Below are 2,118 nucleotides of genomic sequence, written 5' to 3'. Positions count from 1 at the left end.
TACTCTCGTGCACAGGCTCGTGGTCCTCTGAGATTCGGATGTCTTGACAACACCCATCACAGCAGGACCACGAGCCGTTCTACGTCAACGACGCGACGCTCCCCATCACCACGAACCGGGAAGAGCCTCTTTGATGGGTCGTATTTGGCCGCTTGTCGCCATGGTGGCAGGGGTTCGGGGAGCGGGGGAGTTCGCGATCGAGGCCCCACGCGGGAATCGTCTCCCGGAGCAAGGGTCCTCGGAAGAAGAAGTCAGCGACTCTCGGGCAGGATCGATGAAAATGCGGGGAACCAAACTGCGCTCCGCTTGAGAAGTGTCTCTCTGCACGCCATCAAACCTAACGATGATGTGAAAATTCCAGGCTAGGGGAGCGACTAGCGCGTGTCCTGTAAGTGTTCGTGCCAGCGGCGTGGCTGCTATTCATCGGTCCTGATTTCTGCTCACCTGGGCACATGGTTGGACGCGGAGAACTCACCGACAAAGCATGGGAGGCCATCGCACCACTGCTACCGGCCAACGGCAAGGGCCGGGACTGATGCAAAGAAGGGTGACAGCGTGAGTGTCATGCTGCGAGTGCAGCTGGCTCTATGATTGCTTCGTACTCTACTGGTGTCAATCGACCCAACCGGGCTTGTCGGCGACGTCGGTGATATGTCCGCTCGATCCAGGTCACGATCGCGATTCTCAACTGGTCGCGAGTGTCCCACCGGCGACGGTCGAGAACGTTCTTCTGCAACAGGGCGAAGAACGATTCCATGGCCGCGTTATCGCCCGCTGCGCCGACTCGTCCCATCGACCCGATGATGCCGTGACGGGCCAAAGCCCGAGTGAATTTCTTCGATCTGAATTGGCTGCCGCGGTCGCTGTGCGTCACGCATCCGCCCACGTCACCGCGCCTAACCACAGCCATCTCGAGGGCATCAACGGCCAGGCGCGCCTTCATCCTCGAGCTGATCGAATAGCCGACGATGCGTGACGAGTAGGCGTCCTTGACCGCGCAGAGGTAGAGCTTGCCCTCATTCGTATGGTGCTCCGAAATGTCGGTCAACCACAGCTGATTCGGTCCATCAGCTCTAAACTCGTGCCTGGTCCGTCCGTCGGCATCGACAACCGCGCACAGATCGTCGTGGACCGGTGGTCCCGGCTTCTTCCCGTTCTTGGCCCGGCCCTTGCCGAAGGCGGAGAACCAGTCATTGGCCGAACACAACCGCCACGCAGTGCGTGCCGCCATGGGTTGGCCGGCCGCTTCGGCTTCGTCGGCGAGGTATCGGTACCCGAACTCGGGATCATCACGGTGGGCATCGAAGAGCGCATTGGCCCGATATGCCTCAACGAGATCGGTATCAGGGACAGGCGCGGCCAGCCACCGGTAGTAGGGCTGGCGGGAGAGCTTCAATACCCGGCACGACACCGCGACGGGGATCCCGTCGACGGCGAGCTCTCTCACGAGCGGGTAGAGCCTTTTGACGGCAGGTTCGCCTGTGACAGATAGGCGGCCGCGCGGCGTAGGACCTCGTTCTCCTGCTCCAGCAGACGATTGCGCCGACGCATCTCTCGTAGTTCGGCGGACTCGTCGCTGGTGTTGCCGGGTTTGTTGCCGGCATCGATTTCTGCTTGGCGGATCCATTTGTTGATGGTGCCTTCGTGGATCCCGAAGTCCTTGGCGATCTGTCCGATCGTCGTCTTCGAGTCCCGGTTCAAAGCGACCTGGATGACGTCGTCGCGGAATTCTTTCGGGTAGGGCTGTGGCATGGTGTCTATCCTTCCAGGCTTGCCTGTAAACAAGCCAGATTAGATGTCACCTAACCCTGCATCAGTCCCGCCCAGGTGGCGCGATCATCGACAGGTCATCAATGGGATCCTGTGGAAACTACGCACCGGAGCACCATGGCGAGACGTCCCCGACAGGTACGGTCCGTGGAAGACCTGCCACGAACGGCTGAGGATCTGGACCATGGACGGCACCTGGGCAAAGATCCTCGACGAAGCCGTGTGTTTTGTCAACTTTTTTCCGGCCAAAAGAGCGCCGAAAATCCAGCCAGGCGAGCATGGTTTCCAGCCGTGTGAGCTCCGCGTCCGATACGGGGAACGTGCCTACCCGTGCAGGGCTGCGGATGG

At 60.6% G+C, this 2,118-nt stretch carries 1 protein-coding gene and 2 pseudogenes; 1 reads left to right on the top strand and 2 read right to left on the bottom strand.

Annotated elements, in window-relative coordinates; all coding sequences use genetic code 11:
* Window positions 1-562: 562 nt before the first annotated feature.
* Window positions 563-1,627, bottom strand: coding sequence for an IS3 family transposase (locus EB836_RS17935; protein WP_240690171.1), 1,065 nt, complete (start codon window positions 1,625-1,627; stop codon window positions 563-565).
* A pseudogene (locus EB836_RS18575) lies at window positions 1,576-1,752 on the bottom strand (transposase); the annotation flags it as partial. The pseudogene EB836_RS18575 and the gene EB836_RS17935, both read right to left, overlap by 52 nt.
* Before the next feature lie 79 nt (window positions 1,753-1,831).
* Here EB836_RS18575 and EB836_RS17930 point away from each other — a divergent pair.
* Window positions 1,832-1,981, top strand: a pseudogene (locus tag EB836_RS17930) (transposase); the annotation flags it as partial.
* Window positions 1,982-2,118: the final 137 nt, after the last annotated feature.

The sequence above is a fragment of the Brevibacterium sp. S111 genome (genome assembly GCF_004745075.1).
GTDB lineage: Bacteria > Actinomycetota > Actinomycetes > Actinomycetales > Brevibacteriaceae > Brevibacterium.
This window is presented reverse-complemented; position numbering and strand designations above follow the sequence as displayed.